The organism is Vibrio sp. M260112, from assembly GCF_036533775.1.
Taxonomy (GTDB): Bacteria; Pseudomonadota; Gammaproteobacteria; order Enterobacterales; family Vibrionaceae; genus Vibrio.
In genome coordinates this window covers 60,881-79,659 of the sequence record NZ_JATABH010000002.1, presented here as the reverse complement: position 1 = coordinate 79,659, position 18,779 = coordinate 60,881, and the positions used below count along the sequence as shown (strand labels likewise).

The following is an 18,779-nucleotide window of genomic DNA, read 5'->3' as shown; positions in this document are numbered from 1 at the left end:
CCGCGAGTGATCGCGGGCTTAATTGTATTTGTAGTAGAAGTTAACGACTAACCGTAAGTCACCGAGTAGCGAGTTGGTTTGTGGTTCATTGCTAAGACAAGATTTAGAGCGACAGCCCCGAGAATCGATAAACCAATCACTTCTGGAGAGACAAAAAAGAACGAAGCAAAAAGAATCGCACAATCTATAGCCAGCTGAGACTTACCCACTGAAATGCCGAATTTGTCCTGAATGAACAGGCACAACACATTGAAGCCCCCCAAACTCGAACGATGGCGAAAAAGAATCAGCATCCCTAATCCCATCAAAAGGCCTCCGGCGATCGCGCAGTAGACTTGGTTGATGGTCTCTAGACTGATGACTAAATAGAGGTGATCAGTAATCAGTGACACAAGAGCACCAGAAATCGCACTATTAATTGCAAATCGAGTACCGAAACGCTTCCATGCTAATAAATAGAATGGACAGTTGGCAATAAAGTACAGAGTGCCGAGTGAAAAATGGGTCATCTGGCTGGCTAAAAGTGCCAGTCCTGCTGTGCCTCCAGTCAACAGTGATGCTGATTGGAGGAAAAAGAAGCCTTGGGCGACTAAAAAGGTGCCGGTCAAAATTGCGACCCAATCTTCTCGTCTTGAGTGTTTTTCCATCAATTTGAAATTTAACAAGTAAATAATAGCGTGCATACTATTTAAAAAAATAGGTTTTCGGTAGCTTGAGAGTGAAATTTAAGGTAAACCTATGTAATTATCGTTTTACGGGGTGTAAAGGATGGAATTGACACTTAGCTGGCGAAATGTTCGGATAAGTGCTCAACATGAGATTCCCTGTAAAGCATTATGAAAAAACTGCATGAGAAAAACTGAAATTTTCTCTTTATGACAAAGATCAAATTATGTAGAATGCGCGTCATTAGCTTGATGCAAACGTTTGCGTGAGTGTCAAAGGTCGGTTTTTTTGCAATTTAAAGTCTCAATCTGAGTCAGGAGATACAGATGCTAAAGCGTGATATGAACATCGCAGATTACGATGCGGAACTGTTCGCAGCAATTCAAGAAGAAACTCTTCGCCAGGAAGAACACATTGAACTTATTGCTTCAGAAAACTACACAAGTCCACGTGTAATGGAAGCGCAAGGTTCTCAGCTTACAAATAAGTACGCTGAAGGTTACCCAGGCAAGCGCTACTACGGTGGCTGTGAGTACGTTGATAAAGCTGAATCTCTGGCAATTGATCGTGCATGTCAGCTATTTGGCTGTGAATACGCAAACGTACAGCCTCACTCAGGCTCACAGGCAAACAGTGCTGTTTACATGGCTCTACTTAACCCTGGTGATACTGTTCTTGGTATGAGCTTAGCGCACGGTGGTCACCTTACACACGGTTCTCCAGTCAACTTCTCTGGTAAACACTACAACGTTATTCCTTACGGTATCGACGAAGCTGGTCAAATCAACTACGACGAAATGGAAGCACTTGCTCTAGAACACAAACCGAAGATGATCATCGGTGGTTTCTCTGCTTACTCACAGATCGTAGATTGGGCCCGCATGCGTCAAATCGCAGATAAAGCAGGCGCGTACCTATTTGTCGATATGGCTCACGTTGCAGGTTTAATCGCAGCGGGCGTATACCCAACGCCTGTACCACACGCTCACGTTGTCACTACAACAACGCACAAAACGCTAGCAGGTCCACGTGGTGGTCTTATCCTGTCTAACGCGGGTGAAGAGATGTACAAAAAACTCAACTCAGCTGTCTTCCCTGGTGGCCAAGGTGGCCCGTTAATGCATGTTATCGCTGGTAAAGCGGTTGCATTCAAAGAAGCGATGGAGCCAGAGTTTAAAGAGTACCAAGCTCGCGTAGTTAAAAACGCGAAAGCAATGGTTGCTCAGTTCCAAGAGCGCGGCTACAAGATCGTTTCTAACGGTACTGAAAACCACCTATTCCTTGTTGACCTAATTGACAAAGATATTACAGGTAAAGATGCAGATGCAGCACTAGGTGCAGCAAACATCACAGTTAACAAGAACTCTGTACCAAATGACCCTCGTAGCCCGTTTGTAACGTCTGGTATCCGCGTTGGTTCTCCTGCAATCACGCGTCGTGGTTTCACTGAAGAAGACGCAAAAGAGCTAGCAAACTGGATGTGTGATGTTTTAGATAACATCGGTAATGAGGAAGTTATCGCAGCAACGAAAGCGAAGGTGCTCGATATCTGTAAGCGTCTACCAGTTTACGCATAATGGTTCTGCCTGACTTGGTCTATTTTGTTGTCAAAGGTGCTCATTTACTAGCGTAAACCCCGCACCTTTTCCTCGAGCTAGAACCAATAGAGTTAGAAAACAAAAAGGGCCGATGTTGTCACATCGGCCCTTTTTATTGTTCATTTACTTACGTTACTTAGGTAGGCTAAGAAGAGTGCCAGACTTACATTTGAACGAGTAATACTTACTGCTTTCGTTGAATTTACCTAAGCCTTCACCGTCACAGTAGTCGATATTAATGTCACGCATCGTTTCCAGAGTGCTTTCATTCGTCAGTGCGAATTTAGAACCGTCAGAGCAAACAATGCGTACGCGACCGTCATCACTCACTGAGTAGATATCCACTTCGGTATTGCAAAGCTCAAATGAAGCTTCTCGAAAATTGTCTTGCTCGGTATTTGAAGCACAGCCAGCAGACAGGGCCGCCAGAGTCATTGCCGCTAGTCCAAACTTTTTCATACTAGTTCCTTGGAATACGCTTAGTAGTAATGGTTGTAGGTTAAGCCTACCGAAGTGTGGTGATTCATTCAACAACCGATAACAAAAAGGGTCGACTTATTATGTCGACCCTTGCAACAAAAGATGGTTTGATTTAGCTAACTTCTACACCTTGAGCTTGAAGATCCGCATGGTACGAAGAGCGCACAAATGGTCCACATGCTGCATGTGTGAAACCAAGCTCTAGAGCAATTTCTTTTAACTCATCAAACTCTGATGGTGGCACATAGCGTTCAACAGGTAAATGGTGGCGGCTTGGTGCAAGGTATTGACCCAATGTCAGCATAGTGACACCGTGTGCACGAAGGTCTTTAAGAACCTCAATGATCTCTTCTTTCGTCTCACCAAGACCCATCATCAAACCAGACTTAGTTGGAATGCTAGGATGCTGTTCTTTGAATTTTTTCAATAACTCCAGTGACCACTTGTAGTTCGCTCCTGGACGCGCTTTACGATAAAGGCGAGGTGCTGTTTCAAGGTTGTGGTTGAAGACATCTGGCGGGTTATCTTTAAGAAGTTCAAGGGCGATATCCATGCGACCACGGAAATCAGGAACCAAGGTTTCAATCTTGATGTTAGGGTTGAGAGCACGAATTTCACGGTTACAGTCTGCAAAATGCTGAGCGCCGCCATCACGAAGATCATCACGGTCTACCGATGTGATCACCACATACTTCAGCTTCATGTCTTGGATTGTTTTTGCTAGTTTCTTTGGCTCATCATTTTCTGGAGCGAGTGGACGTCCATGGGCAACGTCACAAAACGGGCAACGACGAGTACAGATTGCACCAAGGATCATGAAAGTTGCTGTTCCGTGGTTAAAACATTCTGCTAGATTTGGACACGAAGCTTCTTCACAAACGGAGTGCAGGTTGTTTTTACGCATTGCAGATTTGATATCTTGAATACGTTGGCTGTCAGAAGGCAGTTTGATCTTCATCCATTCTGGCTTACGAAGAACTTCTTTCTGCTCGGTAGGCATGTTCTTTACCGGGATCAGAGCCATTTTGTCAGCGTCGCGGTACTTAACGCCTTTTTCCATTTGGATTGGTTTACTCATGCTTCTCTTACTTCTCGTTGTTGCTTGCCGATTTTGCGGCTGTATCTAGTTCTACGTGGTCATAACCAAGTAAAGTCACCAGTTCTTCGACTAGCTTTGTCTCAACTTGAGCGATATCGTCAGGCCCACCTAATTGGCTGACTTGTACCATCTCCATACCTGCATAACCACATGGGTTGATGCGTAGGAAAGGTGACAAGTCCATGTTGACGTTTAGTGCCAAGCCGTGGAATGAACAACCTTTACGAATTCTAAGCCCTAAGGAACAAATCTTTTTGCCATCGACGTAGACACCAGGGGCATCAGGTCGAGCAGCGGATTCGATATTGTATGCTTTTAGAGTGTTGATTACGAGGTTCTCGATATGTGTAACGAGTTCTCTAACACCTAGCTTTTTACGACGAAGGTTGATAAGAAAATAAGCGACCAGTTGTCCGGGTCCATGGTAGGTGACTTGCCCACCACGATCGCTTTGAACGACCGGAATATCCCCTGTGTTCAACAGGTGTTCAGCTTTGCCGGCTTGTCCTTGTGTGAAGACAGGGTTGTGTTCGACAAGCCATACTTCATCAGGCGTTTCTTCTGTTCGATTGTCAGTGAAATCGTGCATCGCTTGCCAGATAGGCTTATAGTCCTGTCTACCAAGATGTTTCACAACAAGCTGGTTTTGCATTCCGCTCTTCCATCGTCGGTTAGTAAAGTGGAAAGATTATAAACTGCTTCTGGTTATTGAACTATATGCCAGTAACACATTTTTAACCCTAGAGTTTTTGCAGGATATTTATCTAATTGATATCTAAAAAGAAAGCAGCTTTCGCTGCTTTCAATAAAATTTGAGTGTATTCAAATTTTTTATAGCACCATGCGCACGATGTCAATCTCACCAAGCTCTTTATAAAGCGTTTCAACCTGTTCAATCGAGGTTGCAGTGATGTTGATTGATACCGAGTGGTAATTTCCCTTAGCACTTGGTTTTACTGTTGGGCTGTAATCACCTGGAGCATGGCGTTGGATGACTTCAAGAACCTTTTCTGGTAGCTCTGGCTTAGCGTAGCCCATTACCTTGTATGTGAAAGAACAAGGGAACTCAAGCAGGTCTCTCAATTTTGCATCTGAGTTAATGTTCAGCATGTTGAAACTCCAAGTTGGAAAGTCGTTATTCGCAGCGCAGAATAGTACTGTCTATCTGAGATGAACTCAAGACGTGGCTCACGCTAGTCACTACTGAGATAAATAAAAAAAGCCGCTAACGGCGGCTTTTTTTTGCTAAGTACATAGATTACAAGAAGCTTTTGAACAGCATGACAATGTAATCCCATAGGCGGCTGAATAGGCTACCTTGTTCTACGTTTTCAAGAGCAAGTAGTGGGTACTCGGCAATATCTTCACCTTCTAGTTGATAGTATAGCTTACCAACTACGTCACCCTTCATTATTGGGGCTTCAAGCTCTTTTTCAAGGATAAAGCTAGCTTTGAGATTTTTCGCTTGTCCACGAGGTAAAGTCACATAGGTGTCTTGATCCAACCCAAGTGCCACAGTGTCTTTATTACCCATCCAGATTTTTTCTTCTACGAATGTTTCACCTGCTTTGTGAGGCGCGACGGTTTCGAAGAATCGGAAGCCGTAGCTGAGTAACTTCTTACTTTCTGATTTACGAGCGTTAGCATCTTTAGTCCCCATCACGACGGCAACAAGGCGCATTTTCCCCTCTGTTGCAGAGCTTACTAAGCTGTAACCAGCATTGCTTGTGTGGCCCGTTTTAATACCATCAACGTTCATGCTTTTATCCCAAAGCAGGCCGTTACGGTTGTACTGAGTAATGCCGTTGTAGGTGAATTTTTTCTCAGAGTAGATACGGTATTCTTCCGGTACGTCGCGAATAAGCGCAGTACCAAGTAGTGCCATATCGTAAGGTGTCGAGTAAAGATTCGCGTTGTCTAGGCCATGAACGTTGGCGAAGTGTGTGTCCTTCATACCAATTGTGTCAGCCCATGCGTTCATTAGATCAACAAATGCATCTTCAGATCCGGCAATATGTTCAGCCATAGCAACACAAGCATCATTGCCAGACTGGATAATGATTCCTCGGTTGAGGTCTTCTACTTTTACGGTAGTGCCGACTTCGATGAACATTTTCGATGAATCAGGGAAGTTTTTTGCCCAAGCGTTCTTGCTGATGGTGACATCGTCTTGCAGTGAGATGTTACCGCGTTCTAACTCTTGACCAATAACATAGCTGGTCATCATTTTCGTTAAGCTTGCTGGAGAGAGTTTTGTATTCATCTCTTTTTCAGCTAAAACTTTACCTGAATGATAATCCATCAAAACGTAGCCTTTAGCGGCGATTTGAGGCGCGTCTGGCATCACAATTGGTGATGCGAAGGCAGAAGATGCGATGGTTGCAGAAAGCGCAATAGAAGACGCAAAAACTGATTTAATTAGCGTTGTTTTTTTCATATTGACTACAGGTTTATCGTTAACTGTCCATATCTTAACAGAATCAATCTCTCAAACCAGTATAGGAATAGGGATACACTGGATTGAGGACTAGTGGGATTTAATGAAAGCACTGGTATAACCGAGTTCTTTCACTCTTTCTAGTGCTTTTTGGCTCGACATATAGTCGTCGAAAGGGCCCAAAAAGACGCGGTGTACATTACTACTCGAGTTGACGTAGCTTTTCACCGATAGCTTTTGACTTAAATCTCGCGCTAAAGTTTCAACGCGATCTTGATATTGTGAAGAGGCTACCTGAACGGCAAACTTAGTCAGGGAATCCTGTTTATTGGTTTGCGTTGGTTTATCGACCGTAATGACTTCGATGGCGACGTTGGCAGTACCCGTTTTAATCACATCTAATTTCGTTGCAGCTGCATAGCTCAGGTCAATGATACGGCCTGGGTGAAATGGACCACGGTCGTTGACGCGAACGATCGCTGTCTTTCCATTGTCTTTGTTTGTGACTTTGACATAACTAGGGATCGGCAACTCTTTGTGGGCAGCTGACATGGAATACATATCATAGACTTCGCCATTGGAAGTTAAGTGACCGTGAAATTTTTTACCATACCACGAAGCAATGCCTTCTTGTTTGAAGCCTTTAGGCTCTTTAATGATGGTGTAGCTATTGCCTCTTAGCGTGTAGTTGCTGTTACCTCCTAAGCTATAGGATTCGTATTGTGGAGTAGCATCTTCAATATGATCGACTGAAATTGGTGCATCAGGCGCAATGTCATCATCAATGGTGTAGCGTTTTGATGGTGCTGAAGAGCAGCCTGCCAAAATAGTACAAGTTGCAACAAGAGTAAGCAGTAGTCGCTTGTTTATCATTTAAATTGCCTTGGAAAATGCTTTTCTATGAGTGTGAATTGACATCAGTATCCCGAAACCAGCCATTAGAGTTACCATGGATGTACCACCATAACTGATTAAAGGGAGCGGTACGCCAACAACAGGTAAAATTCCACTCACCATGCCAATATTTACGAAGACGTAAACGAAAAAGCTGAGAACGATACTACCCGCCATCATTCGACCGAATGCGGTTTGTGCTTTGCTGGCTAACACCAAGCCTCGACCAATAATGAACAGGTACAAGCCTAATAGGATAAGAATACCAATCAATCCCCACTCTTCGGCAATGACGGCAAAAATGAAGTCAGTATGACGTTCAGGCAAAAACTCCAATTGTGATTGGGTACCTTGCAGCCATCCTTTCCCTGATATGCCTCCTGAGCCGATAGCGATTTTACTTTGAATAATGTGATACCCCGCACCAAGTGGGTCAGACTCAGGGTTAAATAGCGTTCTCACCCGTACCTTTTGATACTCTCGCATCAGGAAGAACCATAAAATAGGCAAAAAGGCACCTAGGCCACAGGCGGCTGCAAAAATGATTCTCCAACTTATACCGGCGAGAAAGATAACGAAAATGCCTGATGCGGCAATCAGTATTGAGGTACCTAAATCAGGTTGCTTAGCAATCAGAATTGTCGGGACAAACACCATGACCAATGACATGACCAGAGTCTGGAATGTTGGCGGAAGAGGGCGTTTACCAATATAACGAGCCACCATCAGAGGCACTGCGAGTTTAAGCAGTTCAGATGGCTGGAAGCGAATAAACCCCAAGTTTAACCAGCGCTGAGCTCCCTTAGAGGCTTCACCGAAAAAGAGCACGCCTAGTAGTAGCACCACACCACCAGCAAACATGATCGGTGCCATCGCCTCGTAAGTGCGTGGTGGAATTTGTGCGAGAAGTAACATAACGCCAAGGGAGAGAGCCATTCTCATTGCTTGACGATCCATCATGGCTAAACTTTGTCCGCTAGCGCTGTACATGACGACAAGACCAAATCCCATCAGGACCAGAATTCCTAGTAATAAAGGTAGATCGAGGTGGAAGCGTTCAAACAGAACTCGGTTTTGACCCGTTGCTGGATTCAAATCCATGATTAGTTCGCCTCTTTGTTTTCCACGAGTACGTGGTCAAATATCTTTCTTACCACTGGGCCACCCAGAGAAGAGCCACCCCCAGCATTTTCTAATACGATTGTGACAATCACCTTTGGATTGTCAATCGGAGCAAACCCAGTGAAGAGCGCATGGTCGCGAAGGTGTTCCGCAATTTCATCTGCGTTGTACTCTTCATCCTCACTTAGTCCAAACACCTGCGCTGTCCCGGATTTACCCGCACTGACATACGGTGTCTTAGTGAACGCTCGACGAGCGGTTCCCTTCTTACCATGGTTAACCAGTCGCATGCCTTCAATGGCCATGTCCCAGTAACGAGGTTTGACACCAGCGATAGGTGGATAAGTTTCAATATCGGATAACTGTTGTTTTTCAAACACTTCACCATTATCGATAGTGGCTCTTAGTAGGTGAGGAGCGACCACCTCTCCGCGTTTTACGAGTACCGATGTTGCCTTAGCAAGTTGCATTGGGGTCGATGTCCAGTACCCTTGTCCAATACCGACAGGAATAGTGTCACCCTGATACCAAGGCGTTCGATGTCGTGCCATTTTCCATTCACGGGTTGGCATGTTAGCTTTACTTTCTTCGTAAATATCAATGCCAGTGTAGTCACCGAATCCGAACATCATCATCCAACTCGATATGCGATCAATCCCCATATCGTAAGCGATTTGATAGAAAAAGGTATCAACAGATTCTTCAATCGACTGAACAATATCTACTTTGCCGTGGCCCCAGCGTAACCAATCGCGGAACGGCTTTGTTTTAGAGTTCGGAATATTCCAGTACCCAGGATCATTTCTAGTGGTATAAGGGGTAACCACGCCTTCTTGCAACGCCGCCACGGCCATAAATGGTTTGATGGTTGAAGCGGGTGGATATATTCCGAGTGTTGCTCGATTCACCAAGGGGCGGTTTTTGTCGTTAAGTAATGAGCTGTATGCCTGTCCTGAAATGCCATGAACGAAAGCATTGGGGTCGTAACTTGGACTGGATACCATTGCTAATACGCCGTTGTCTTCAGGATCGAGAACGACCGCGCTGCCACGACGCCCATCAAGCAACTTATGAACATAGAGCTGAAGGTCAATATCCAGGTTAAGTACAATGTCTTTGCCCGGAACCGGAGGTACATACTTAAGTGTACGAATGACGCGGCCACGACTGTTAACCTCGACTTCCTGATAACCCGCCGTACCATGCAGCATATCTTCGTAATAGCGTTCAATGCCGAGTTTACCGATATCACGTGTGGCCTGGTAGTTGGCATCTTTCTCTTCACGAACTAGACGTTGCATGTCACGGTCATTGATACGCGACACATAGCCAATAACGTGAGTCAGCACTTCAGCATAAGGGTAGTGACGTTTGAGCGCGGCATTAACCGATACGCCAGGAAAGTTATGTTGGTTGACCGAAAATTTGGCGACTTGCTCTGGTGTCAGTTGGTTTAAGATCGGAACAGATTTAAAGCGTCGAGTTTGTCGGCGTTCTTTTTGAAAACGCTCTACTTGCTCTGGAGTAATGGTTAAGATTTTTTGCAGACGAGCAATGGTATCATCCATATCTTTGATCATTTCCGGCGTCAGTTCGAGGCTGAACACTGGGCGGTTTTCCGCTAGCAGTTTACCGTTACGGTCGTAGATTAAGCCGCGGTTAGGCGCGATAGGGACAACTTTAATTCGGTTGTCATTAGAGCGGGTTTTGTAATCTTGGTATTGGTTAATCTGGATGTTGTACAGGTTGGTTACCAAGATGCCCAGCATAGCGACAATACCGATGAAAGCGACGATAGCGCGGCTTTTAAATAGTCGCGCTTCTTCATGGTAATCCCTTATTAGGGTACGCTTCCTTAACATTGATGGTTATTCTCGATGATATGGGTGGTTAGCAGTAATGCTCCACGCTCTATACAGGCTTTCTGCCATTACAATGCGCACCAGTGGGTGTGGTAGCGTTAGTGCTGATAGTGACCAGCTCTGGTCAGCGGCTGCTTTGCATGCAGGTGCTAGACCTTCTGGGCCACCGATCAGAATAGACACGTCTCTGGCATCAAGTTTCCAATGCTCTAGTTGTTCCGCTAATTGTGGTGTATCCCACTTTTTGCCAGGAATATCGAGAGTAACAATTCGGTTGCCTTTTGGCACTGCTGCAAGCATCGCTTCGCCCTCTTTTTGCAAGATTCTTGCAATGTCGGCGTTTTTGCCACGTTTTCCAGCTGGAATTTCAACCAGCTCAAGCGGCATATCATGTGGGAAACGACGACGATACTCTTGAAAGCCCTCTTCAACCCATTTCGGCATTTTAGTGCCAACGGCAATTAGCTGTAATTTCATCGCTTAGCCCCAAAGCTTTTCAAGTTGGTATAGCTCGCGTTGCTCTTCCTGCATAACATGGATAATCGTTGTTCCCATATCAAGTACAACCCATTCACCTTCAGCTTCGCCATCAATGCCTAGTGGAATAATACCAGCAAGTTTAGATTCTTTTGCGACGTGTTCAGCAATAGAGGCAACATGGCGTTTTGACGTGCCAGTACAAACGATCATGTAATCTGTAATGCTTGATTTACCCTGAACATCAATAGTTTTAATGTCTTGAGCTTTCATATCATCAACTTTGTCGACTAGAAATTCGTTTAACTGTTCAAGTTGCAAGGCTTTTTCCTCGTTATTTAATCGATTGACACTTGGTAGTGTATTTTGGGGCGGCGAAGTATACCACGCTTTTTATAGCTTAACTTGAGGTAAGCAAATCTCAGTACTCAACTGGTGTAATAGTGGCCAGCTAGATTGTTCGTACTGAGTTTTTATTGTCCTCTCAGTCTGTGCCAATAACTGAAGAAGTTGCATCAGTCTCACTGGTGTCAATCGGTTTAGAGCCGCAGAGTAAAGAGGACGCTTCGACTGCCAAATTCTGTATTTCTCAAACACTTGTCCGATAGGCAGTGTTTGTAGAAGCTGCGACATTGTCAGTAGTTGTGTGAGTTCCTTTTGTACTGTGCGGGCTAGGATGACGGTTTCTACACCTTCAGCTTCCAGTTGGCGAAGGATGCGCTGAGAACGCTTAGCCTTGCCCGCCAATAGGGCGTCTATCCAATGAAACGCAGTAAAATGGTTGTGACGGCTAAGGGACTCTTCTAACCGAATTAGATTAAGTACGCCATCCGGATAGAGCAGAGCCAGTTTTTCCAAACTCTGAGTCAGTGCAAACAAGTTACCTTCGTGCCATTGAGCCAGCATTTGAACTGCTTCAGGGTCCGGCTTAAGACCAAGAGCGCGGCAACGGATTTGAACAAACTGAGGTAGGCGCTGAATATCTGGCGTGAGGCAGTTTACCAAGCAGCCCGTTCCTGAGAGAGCTTTAAACCACTTAGCACTCTCTTGGACCTTGGTGAGCTTGCTTCCAATTAGAACCAGAATGACATCACTATGGAGTAAGTCGGAGACCGCAAGCAACTCTTTAGCGATGGTGGTATTTACACCAGATTCAGGGAGCTCCAACTCAATAATTTGTCGGGCAGAAAAAAGGCTCATCGCCTGACAGCAATCGTAAACTAAGTTCCAGTGAAAGGAATTATCGATAGCAAACCTATGTTTTTCCTCAAAACCTTGTTTATAGGCGGCTTGTTGAATCGCTTGGCGAGACTCCTGAAGAAGTAGCGGTTCGTTACCGAAAATTAAGTAGGTAGAGTAGAGCTGTTTGGTTAACTGCTCCACCAATCGATCAGCGAAAACTCGCATAGTTACTGCTGGTTCTCAGAGGAAGTTGTGACGGTTTGTTGAGGTTCATCACTAGCGAATGTCTTCACTCGGTACTGCTCCTCTTGTTCCTTAAGTTGCGCCTGTTGCTCTACTTGACTAAGCATAGTGCCGGATTCGATATTGGTTTTTAGGCGAGCCATCTGACGAATGATCTGTGACGCTGCGAGTTTACGCATTTCATCTTCGACCATGTCACGTTCTACCGATTTCGCTAAAGCTGTCAGTGGGTTATCTAAGTAGCTGCGCGTTACGCTAGTAGAAAACGTTTTGGAACCTAGCTCTGGAATAGTCACACGGTAAGAGGTACGGAATGTCAGCTCTTTTTCGGCTGCACGGGTGTTTTGGTATAGCGAGAGCGTACGTTCACCGACGCCTTCGCTAATTAGGTGCAAATTCGGAACATCTGCCGCAGGAGAAACCAATTTAATTTCACTCATACGCAGTTGGCCTTTCATCATACGCGTGAAGTTGCTGTACTGGTCATAACTGGTCAGTGACATCGTATCAAGCTCTTCAGGGATTGAGTAGTCACCGCGCAGGTGGAAACCACAAGCAGATAAAAGGCTTGCAGCAAGAACAACCGTAGATAGCTTTACAGAACGAGTTGAAATGAGTCGTATGACTTGAGGAAACATAGGTTGATGGCTCTCGATTATTGAAATACTTATCTTAGCGTTCTGAGTTATTGCGGGTCAAAACGCTAAGATAAATAAAACAGGGTAGGTGGCTACCCTGTTTATGACGTTATTAGAACAGATTAGTTCGCAACGATGTTTAGAAGTTTACCTGGTACGTAAATAACTTTACGTACCGTTTTATCTTCAGTGAACTTAGTCACATTCTCATCGTTTAGGCCCAGTTGTTCAATCTCGTCTTTAGAGATATCTGCCGGTACTGTTAGCTTCGCACGTAGTTTGCCGTTAACTTGAACAACGATGGTTTTCTCATCTTCAATGAGTGCTTTTTCGTCAAACGTTGGCCATACCGCGTTATCGATATCTGATTCACCTAGCGCAACCCATAGTTCGTATGAGATGTGCGGAGTGATTGGGTAAAGCATTGCGACAACCGCTTTTAACGCTTCATCAAGGATCGCGCGGTCTTGCGCTGATTCTTGAGGCGCTTTCGCTAGCTTGTTCATTAGTTCCATGATAGCGGCGATTGCGGTGTTGAACGTTTGACGACGAGCGATATCGTCTGTCACTTTCGCGATAGTCTTATGAACATCACGACGTAGCGCTTTCTGGTCACCAGATAGTGCTGACGTGTCAATGGCTTCAGCCGCGCCTTTTGATGCATGCTCTTTAACCAGCTTCCAAACACGTTTCAAGAAACGGTTAGCGCCTTCAACGCCTGATTCTTGCCACTCAAGAGTCATATCTGCTGGAGAGGCAAACATCATAAATAGGCGTACTGTGTCAGCGCCGTACTTGTCTACCATCTCTTGTGGGTCGATACCGTTGTTTTTCGACTTAGACATCTTGATCATGCCTGAGTGCTCAACGTCGCGGCCTTGGTCATCTTTTGCAGAAGTGATTCGGCCTTTGCCATCGCGCTCTACGGTTACATCAGTAGGTGCAACCCACTCTTTACCGCCTTTCTCGTTTTCAAAGTAGAACGCATCAGCCAACACCATACCTTGACATAGCAGCTGTTTGAACGGCTCGTCAGAGGTTACGTAACCCGCGTCACGTAGTAGTTTATGGAAGAAGCGAGAGTACAGTAGGTGCATACAAGCGTGCTCGATACCACCGATGTATTGGTCTACTGGTAGCCAGTAGTTTGCTTTTTCTGGATCTAAGATGTCATCAGCTTGCGGAGAACAGTAACGTGCGTAGTACCAAGATGATTCCATAAAGGTATCAAATGTATCGGTTTCGCGCAGTGCTGGTTCACCGTTGAACGTGGTCTTCGCCCACTCTTTATCTGCTTTGATCGGACTCGTTACACCGTCCATTACCACATCTTCAGGAAGAATCACTGGTAGTTGGTCTGCTGGCACTGGATGAACTTGGCCATCTTCCGTTGTGACCATTGGGATTGGAGCTCCCCAGTAACGCTGACGAGAAACACCCCAGTCACGTAGACGGAAGTTAACTGTTTTAGTGCCTTTACCTTCAGCTTCTAGTTTTGCTGCAATGGCATCAAATGCGGCTTGGAATTCAAGACCGTCAAATTCGCCTGAATCGAACAGTACACCTTTCTCTGTATATGCTTCTTCAGCGATGTTTAGCTCGCTGCCGTCAGTTGGCTTGATAACAGGGATGATATCTAGACCGTACTTGGTCGCAAACTCGAAGTCACGTTGGTCGTGCGCAGGTACAGCCATAACAGCACCTGTGCCGTAATCCATCAGTACGAAGTTAGCAATGTAAACAGGAACTTCACGACCATTCAATGGGTGAATTGCGGTAAGGCCAGTCGCCATACCTTTTTTCTCCATTGTTGCTAGTTCCGCTTCAGCGACTTTAGTGTTTTTACACTCTTCGATGAAAGCTGCAAGCTCTGCGTTATTTTCCGCTGCGATAGTCGCTAGAGGGTGACCTGCTGCGATGCCCACGTATGTCACACCCATTAGTGTGTCTGGGCGTGTTGTGTAAACTTCTAGGTCTTGCTGACCTTTCGCTTCGACGTTCTTTACTGTAAATCGCAGTTCAACACCTTCAGAACGACCGATCCAGTTGCGCTGCATGGTTTTAACCATTTCAGGCCAACCGTCTAGGTTATCGAGATCGTCTAGCAGTTCTTGAGCGTATTCTGTGATCTTAATGAACCACTGCGGGATCTCTTTTTGTTCTACAGGTGTGTCACAACGCCAGCAACAACCGTCTTCAACCTGCTCGTTAGCTAGAACCGTCTGGTCGTTTGGACACCAGTTAACTGAAGATGTTTTTTTGTAAACTAAGCCTTTATTGTAAAGCTTAGTGAAGAATTCCTGTTCCCAACGGTAGTACTCTGGTGTACAGGTTGCAAACTCACGATTCCAGTCGTAACCAAAGCCTAGAAGTTTAAGCTGGTTCTTCATGTACTCAATGTTTTCGTAAGTCCAAGGCGCTGGTGCCGTGTTGTTTTTAACGGCTGCATTTTCTGCAGGTAGACCGAATGCATCCCAACCGATTGGTTGCATTACGTTTTTACCTTGAAGGCGTTGGAAACGAGATACCACATCACCGATAGTGTAGTTACGCACGTGACCCATGTGCAGTCGGCCACTTGGGTATGGGAACATAGAGAGACAGTAGAATTTTTCTTTGCTTGGGTCTTCACTTACAACAAACGTCTTGTTGTTATCCCAGTGCTGTTGAACTTTTTGTTCAATATCTTGCGGGTTATATTGTTCTTGCATCGATGATATCCGGTTATCTTGGAATTTGTGAGTTCGGTTAGAACAGACATTAATAGATCGTCATAGAATACCTAAAGGAGAGGGGCACAACAATAGCCAATACCCACTCAAATCACGCAAAGATGGTGATGTTTAATGCCTTAACTGGGCTTTATGAATGTGCACCACTGAATCGAAAGGAGGTTAGCGATGGCAAAACGCAAAGCAGGTTACGAGGAGATGTTTGAAGATGTTGTCGAAGCTCTAAAGCATAGTCCTGATGAAGTTAACCACGTTTTAGAAACCTCTGGTAAGGTCGTCGATGCCGCGAATGACTTAACCAAAGATGAGTTAGCACTTGTGTCTGCATATGTTAAGTCAGATTTAAAAGAGTTTGCTGACAATTATGAAGACTCAAAAAGTGGTCCATTTTATATCATGATTGCCGACTCCATCTGGCAAGGGCTACTTGATATTACGGATAGAACGAAAGTCGAGTGGGTCGAGTTATTTCAGGATCTAGAGCACCAAGGTCTATATCAGGCGGGCGAAGTGATTGGTTTGGGTATGCTTGTCTGTGATGAGTGTGGTCATAAAACACAATACACTCACCCAACCGTTATTATTCCATGCACGCACTGTGGCCATAAAGGGTTTAGTCGACAGGCATTGAAACCGTAAAAAAGAGCGGGCTGCGCCCTACGAGATGCTAGAACGCTTCGCTTCGAGAATCGAGACCGCATTTCGCGCTGCGCGGGAGGTGGATGTTAGTAGTAAGTAGAAGCAAGCTTTGTCCATAAGGTGTTGACAGAACGACTCCTTACCAAGCCATAATTTTCTCGATTCTCAAAAAAGGGTTGATGCTTTCACACCAACCCTTCAATCTTTTTCTAGAGACTAGAGACTAGAGACTAGAGACTAGAGACTAGAGACTAGAGACTAGAGACTCCCTTTCTCATTATCCACCCAATCACCAGACTTAATCCAACCCAGATATACAGCGGCCAAGTGCCAAGGTTTCGGTAGGGTGTTTCGCCCTTTGTCGCAGGAACTTCAGCGCGCAGCACTGCCGTTTCAAATTGTGGCACTTGCGCAGTGATATGACCGCGATAATCAGTCACAGCAGTGATGCCATTGTTTGTTGCACGAATCACCGGCTTACCTAACTCTAGAGCTCGCATACGGGCAATCTCCATGTGCTGGAGTGGGCCGATAGAGCGACCAAACCAAGCGTCATTTGAAAGCGTTAAAATAAAATCTGTATCGTCATCGACATTTTGCCTGACTTGCTCGTTGAAGATAATCTCGTAACACAATGCAGGAGCCATCTGCTTACCATTGGCATCAATATTCGGCTGGATAAAATCTCCTCGGCTGAAGGAAGACATGGGTAAGTTGAAGAATGGAGCAAGCGGTCTCAGGATGCTCTCAAATGGTACGAACTCCCCAAATGGTAGCAGGTGATGTTTGTGGTAACGCTGGTTCATATCGTAACGATAATCACCATAAGGAGTTTGACCTACAGTGAGAATGCTATTGTAGAACTTCTTGTCTTCACCTTGGTTGACAATTCCAGTAATGACCGCGCTGTTGTTCATACGAGCTGCGGCATCGAGATTGCTTAGAAATGAGGAGATCTCGAATTCAAAAGCAGGTATTGCCGCTTCAGGCCAGATGATAATGTCTGCATCCCAATTTTCTCGAGTCAGGTCGGTATACTTCATTATGGTTGGCCAGCGTTGACTCGGTTGCCATTTCAGTTCTTGCGCGATATTGCCCTGAATAAGTGCTACTTTAGTCACTTTATCCATTGAAGGAGACACCCACTGAGCGGATTGTAATCCAAAGCCTGTCATCAGAATAACGGCAGGAATAAGTAGATGTCGCCATTGACGCGAAAGAGCGGCGTAAGCGATAGAGCCCGCACTAATTATCACCAACAAGGTAATAAGTTCAACCCCACCTAACGGAGCAAAATTGGCGAGTGGACTGTCTATTTGGCTATAGCCTAGCCATAACCAAGGAAAGCCCGTCATTACCCAGCCGCGCAACCAATCCATGATTAGCCATAGAGCAGGCGCAGCGAGCAGCAATCGTGAGCGCTGCTTGTTCGGAAAAAAACGGTTTAGACTCCATGCAAATAGTGCGGCATAAACAGCGAGGTAGCCAACTAATAGCACCATGAGGAAGACGCTGGCTATTTTGGGCATACCACCGAAGTTGTCGATACTGACATGTACCCAGCTAATGCCTGTAGAAAATTGCCCGATGCCCCAAGCATAGCCTATCCATAGCGAGTGTTTAGCAGACTGCTTGTTAATAAGCAGTAATAGAAGCGCAGGGCTGACAATTGCCAGAGGCCAAATTTGATAAGGGGCAAATGCTAGAGTTGTTAATGCGCCAACAAAAACGGCCGCAAGCGGCCGTTTGAGGCGATGAAAAAGTGAATCCATCATCGTATTATTTCGTTTCCCTTAGGGGGAGTAGCGTTACTCTTCAGTAGAGTCAGTAACCAGCTCTTCATCAGGAATGGTTACCTGAAGTTGGAGTACTCGGCGGTTGTCCGCAGAGGTTACTTTGAAGCTGTAACCATCAATATCAACAACTTCGCCACGAGATGGTAAATGGCCAAATGCCGTCATCACCATACCGCCGACAGTGTCGACCTCTTCATCACTGAAAGTGGTACCGAATGTAGTATTAAACTCTTCGATAGTGGTCAGTGCTTTTACCGCAAATGTATGTTTGCTGAGCTTACGAATATCAAGTTCTTCATTATCATCGAACTCGTCTTCAATATCGCCCACGATCTCTTCGAGAATATCTTCGATAGTCACAAGACCGGATACACCACCAAACTCATCGACAACGATAGACATGTGATAACGCTCTTCGCGGAATTCCTTTAGCAGACGATCTACTCGTTTGCTTTCAGGAACGACAACCGCAGGACGGATCACTTGCTCAATATCGAATGGTTCACTTCCAGAACCTAAGTATCTAAGTAAGTCCTTCGCTAACAGAATACCTTCAACATGGTCCTTATCTTCACTGATGACTGGGTAGCGAGAGTGCTGAGCATCGGTGATGAGGTTGATCAAGGTGTCTAAATCGTCACTGCGATCAACGGTAACCATCTGCGAACGTGGCAACATGATGTCGCGCACACGCATTTCTGAGATCTCCATGACACCTTCGAGCATATCTCGAGTGTCGTGGTCGATCAGGTCATTTTCTTCAGAGTCGCGGATGACATCGACGAGCTCTTGGCGATCTTTTGGTTCACCTTGAAAAAGTTGGCCTAGGCGTCCGAAGAAGGACTTTCTACTCGGACCTTCAGATTTTTCTTTCTTACCTTCTAGAGAAGAGGGCGAATTGTCTTCGTTCATTG

The 18,779-nt window shown here is 45.4% G+C and carries 18 protein-coding genes; 2 read left to right on the top strand and 16 right to left on the bottom strand.

Annotation, left to right across the window (positions count from 1 at the left end):
* Positions 1-47 precede the first annotated feature (47 nt).
* On the bottom strand, positions 48-647 hold the full coding sequence (locus QTN95_RS01565; RefSeq protein WP_331416091.1) for a YitT family protein: 600 nt from the start codon (positions 645-647) through the stop codon (positions 48-50).
* Between the two features lie 345 nt (positions 648-992).
* Here QTN95_RS01565 and glyA point away from each other — a divergent pair, with 345 nt between their 5' ends.
* Positions 993-2,243 (top strand): serine hydroxymethyltransferase, encoded by a 1,251-nt coding sequence (glyA, locus tag QTN95_RS01560; RefSeq protein ID WP_138973413.1) that lies wholly within the window; start codon positions 993-995, stop codon positions 2,241-2,243.
* Positions 2,244-2,396: 153 nt separating this feature from the next.
* Here the strand turns inward: glyA and QTN95_RS01555 are convergent, their stop codons facing one another.
* The 13 genes from QTN95_RS01555 to leuS all read right to left on the bottom strand — a co-directional run bounded on the left by QTN95_RS01555 (position 2,397) and on the right by leuS (position 15,409).
* Positions 2,397-2,723 (bottom strand): hypothetical protein, encoded by a 327-nt coding sequence (locus tag QTN95_RS01555; protein ID WP_138973412.1) that lies wholly within the window; start codon positions 2,721-2,723, stop codon positions 2,397-2,399.
* 133 nt (positions 2,724-2,856) lie between these two features.
* Positions 2,857-3,822, bottom strand: a complete 966-nt coding sequence (gene lipA / locus QTN95_RS01550) for a lipoyl synthase (protein WP_331416089.1) — start codon at positions 3,820-3,822, stop codon at positions 2,857-2,859.
* Between the two features lie 7 nt (positions 3,823-3,829).
* Positions 3,830-4,495, bottom strand: coding sequence for a lipoyl(octanoyl) transferase LipB (lipB, locus tag QTN95_RS01545; protein WP_331416088.1), 666 nt, complete (start codon positions 4,493-4,495; stop codon positions 3,830-3,832).
* 179 nt (positions 4,496-4,674) lie between these two features.
* Positions 4,675-4,953 (bottom strand): DUF493 family protein YbeD, encoded by a 279-nt coding sequence (gene ybeD, locus QTN95_RS01540; protein ID WP_138973409.1) that lies wholly within the window; start codon positions 4,951-4,953, stop codon positions 4,675-4,677.
* Between the two features lie 148 nt (positions 4,954-5,101).
* Complete coding sequence (locus QTN95_RS01535) at positions 5,102-6,280, bottom strand: serine hydrolase (protein ID WP_331416087.1); 1,179 nt, start codon at positions 6,278-6,280, stop codon at positions 5,102-5,104.
* 90 nt (positions 6,281-6,370) lie between these two features.
* Positions 6,371-7,153, bottom strand: coding sequence for a septal ring lytic transglycosylase RlpA family protein (locus tag QTN95_RS01530; protein ID WP_138973407.1), 783 nt, complete (start codon positions 7,151-7,153; stop codon positions 6,371-6,373).
* Entirely contained in the window at positions 7,154-8,275 is a 1,122-nt protein-coding gene (rodA, locus tag QTN95_RS01525; protein WP_138973406.1) for a rod shape-determining protein RodA, read from the bottom strand. It abuts the gene before it with no gap.
* A 2-nt stretch (positions 8,276-8,277) separates the two neighbouring features.
* On the bottom strand, positions 8,278-10,158 hold the full coding sequence (gene mrdA / locus QTN95_RS01520; protein WP_331416086.1) for a penicillin-binding protein 2: 1,881 nt from the start codon (positions 10,156-10,158) through the stop codon (positions 8,278-8,280).
* Between the two features lie 6 nt (positions 10,159-10,164).
* On the bottom strand, positions 10,165-10,635 hold the full coding sequence (gene rlmH, locus QTN95_RS01515) for a 23S rRNA (pseudouridine(1915)-N(3))-methyltransferase RlmH (protein WP_331416085.1): 471 nt from the start codon (positions 10,633-10,635) through the stop codon (positions 10,165-10,167).
* A 3-nt stretch (positions 10,636-10,638) separates the two neighbouring features.
* A complete protein-coding gene (rsfS, locus tag QTN95_RS01510) occupies positions 10,639-10,956 on the bottom strand; it encodes a ribosome silencing factor (RefSeq protein ID WP_138973403.1) in 318 nt (105 codons plus the stop codon).
* Positions 10,957-11,028: 72 nt separating this feature from the next.
* Complete coding sequence (gene holA / locus QTN95_RS01505; RefSeq protein ID WP_331416084.1) at positions 11,029-12,042, bottom strand: DNA polymerase III subunit delta; 1,014 nt, start codon at positions 12,040-12,042, stop codon at positions 11,029-11,031.
* Positions 12,043-12,044: 2 nt separating this feature from the next.
* On the bottom strand, positions 12,045-12,683 hold the full coding sequence (locus QTN95_RS01500; RefSeq protein ID WP_331416156.1) for an LPS-assembly lipoprotein LptE: 639 nt from the start codon (positions 12,681-12,683) through the stop codon (positions 12,045-12,047).
* Between the two features lie 137 nt (positions 12,684-12,820).
* Positions 12,821-15,409 carry a leucine--tRNA ligase gene (gene leuS / locus QTN95_RS01495; RefSeq protein ID WP_331416083.1) on the bottom strand — a complete coding sequence of 863 codons (2,589 nt, stop codon included), beginning with the start codon at positions 15,407-15,409 and terminating at the stop codon, positions 12,821-12,823.
* 189 nt (positions 15,410-15,598) lie between these two features.
* Here leuS and QTN95_RS01490 point away from each other — a divergent pair, with 189 nt between their 5' ends.
* Positions 15,599-16,069 carry a zinc ribbon-containing protein gene (locus tag QTN95_RS01490; protein WP_138973400.1) on the top strand — a complete coding sequence of 157 codons (471 nt, stop codon included), beginning with the start codon at positions 15,599-15,601 and terminating at the stop codon, positions 16,067-16,069.
* Positions 16,070-16,320: 251 nt separating this feature from the next.
* Here QTN95_RS01490 and lnt read toward each other — a convergent pair whose 3' ends face one another.
* Complete coding sequence (gene lnt / locus QTN95_RS01485; RefSeq protein WP_331416082.1) at positions 16,321-17,844, bottom strand: apolipoprotein N-acyltransferase; 1,524 nt, start codon at positions 17,842-17,844, stop codon at positions 16,321-16,323.
* Positions 17,845-17,877: 33 nt separating this feature from the next.
* The gene (corC, locus tag QTN95_RS01480) at positions 17,878-18,777 is read right to left on the bottom strand and encodes a CNNM family magnesium/cobalt transport protein CorC (protein ID WP_331416081.1); all 900 of its coding nucleotides are present in this window, start codon (positions 18,775-18,777) and stop codon (positions 17,878-17,880) included.
* Positions 18,778-18,779 lie beyond the last annotated feature (2 nt).

What these genes read in the sequence shown, in the direction of transcription:
- QTN95_RS01565 (WP_331416091.1), bottom strand. Translation starts at nt 647, where the DNA reads ATGGAAAAACACTCAAGACGAGAAGATTGGGTCGCAATTTTGACCGGC.
- glyA (WP_138973413.1), top strand. Translation starts at nt 993, where the DNA reads ATGCTAAAGCGTGATATGAACATCGCAGATTACGATGCGGAACTGTTC.
- QTN95_RS01555 (WP_138973412.1), bottom strand. Translation starts at nt 2,723, where the DNA reads ATGAAAAAGTTTGGACTAGCGGCAATGACTCTGGCGGCCCTGTCTGCT.
- lipA (WP_331416089.1), bottom strand. Translation starts at nt 3,822, where the DNA reads ATGAGTAAACCAATCCAAATGGAAAAAGGCGTTAAGTACCGCGACGCT.
- lipB (WP_331416088.1), bottom strand. Translation starts at nt 4,495, where the DNA reads ATGCAAAACCAGCTTGTTGTGAAACATCTTGGTAGACAGGACTATAAG.
- ybeD (WP_138973409.1), bottom strand. Translation starts at nt 4,953, where the DNA reads ATGCTGAACATTAACTCAGATGCAAAATTGAGAGACCTGCTTGAGTTC.
- QTN95_RS01535 (WP_331416087.1), bottom strand. Translation starts at nt 6,280, where the DNA reads ATGAAAAAAACAACGCTAATTAAATCAGTTTTTGCGTCTTCTATTGCG.
- QTN95_RS01530 (WP_138973407.1), bottom strand. Translation starts at nt 7,153, where the DNA reads ATGATAAACAAGCGACTACTGCTTACTCTTGTTGCAACTTGTACTATT.
- rodA (WP_138973406.1), bottom strand. Translation starts at nt 8,275, where the DNA reads ATGGATTTGAATCCAGCAACGGGTCAAAACCGAGTTCTGTTTGAACGC.
- mrdA (WP_331416086.1), bottom strand. Translation starts at nt 10,158, where the DNA reads ATGTTAAGGAAGCGTACCCTAATAAGGGATTACCATGAAGAAGCGCGA.
- rlmH (WP_331416085.1), bottom strand. Translation starts at nt 10,635, where the DNA reads ATGAAATTACAGCTAATTGCCGTTGGCACTAAAATGCCGAAATGGGTT.
- holA (WP_331416084.1), bottom strand. Translation starts at nt 12,042, where the DNA reads ATGCGAGTTTTCGCTGATCGATTGGTGGAGCAGTTAACCAAACAGCTC.
- leuS (WP_331416083.1), bottom strand. Translation starts at nt 15,409, where the DNA reads ATGCAAGAACAATATAACCCGCAAGATATTGAACAAAAAGTTCAACAG.
- QTN95_RS01490 (WP_138973400.1), top strand. Translation starts at nt 15,599, where the DNA reads ATGGCAAAACGCAAAGCAGGTTACGAGGAGATGTTTGAAGATGTTGTC.
- lnt (WP_331416082.1), bottom strand. Translation starts at nt 17,844, where the DNA reads ATGATGGATTCACTTTTTCATCGCCTCAAACGGCCGCTTGCGGCCGTT.
- corC (WP_331416081.1), bottom strand. Translation starts at nt 18,777, where the DNA reads ATGAACGAAGACAATTCGCCCTCTTCTCTAGAAGGTAAGAAAGAAAAA.